The sequence below is a fragment of the Bacillus sp. SIMBA_074 genome (genome assembly GCF_046534555.1).
Taxonomy (GTDB): Bacteria; Bacillota; Bacilli; order Bacillales; family Bacillaceae_G; genus Bacillus_A; species Bacillus_A mycoides.
Genome location: NZ_JAWRYM010001318.1, coordinates 1 through 231 on the forward strand (window position 1 = coordinate 1; position 231 = coordinate 231).

Sequence of the window (231 nt, forward strand, 5' to 3'; positions counted from 1 at the left end):
GCGAAGACCTCGCCAAGCCGCTCGGTCTTCTGCCGGCGCACCAGCTCCGCGCCCGAATGCGCCAGCGAGGCAATCGGGGCCAGCGAATTGTTCAGCTCGTGGCTGATGACACGGATGACCTTCTTCCAGGTCTGTACTTCCTGGCGTCGCAGTTCGGAGGTCAGCAGGCGGATCAGCAGAAGTTCATGGCCGCGTCCGTTGAGGTGGAAGCTGCGATGCGACAGGTGGTAG

Annotated in this window: 1 pseudogene; it reads right to left on the reverse strand. The window is 63.2% G+C overall.

The features are described from left to right. Positions 1-231: pseudogene (locus SB773_RS34980) on the reverse strand (hypothetical protein); the annotation flags it as partial.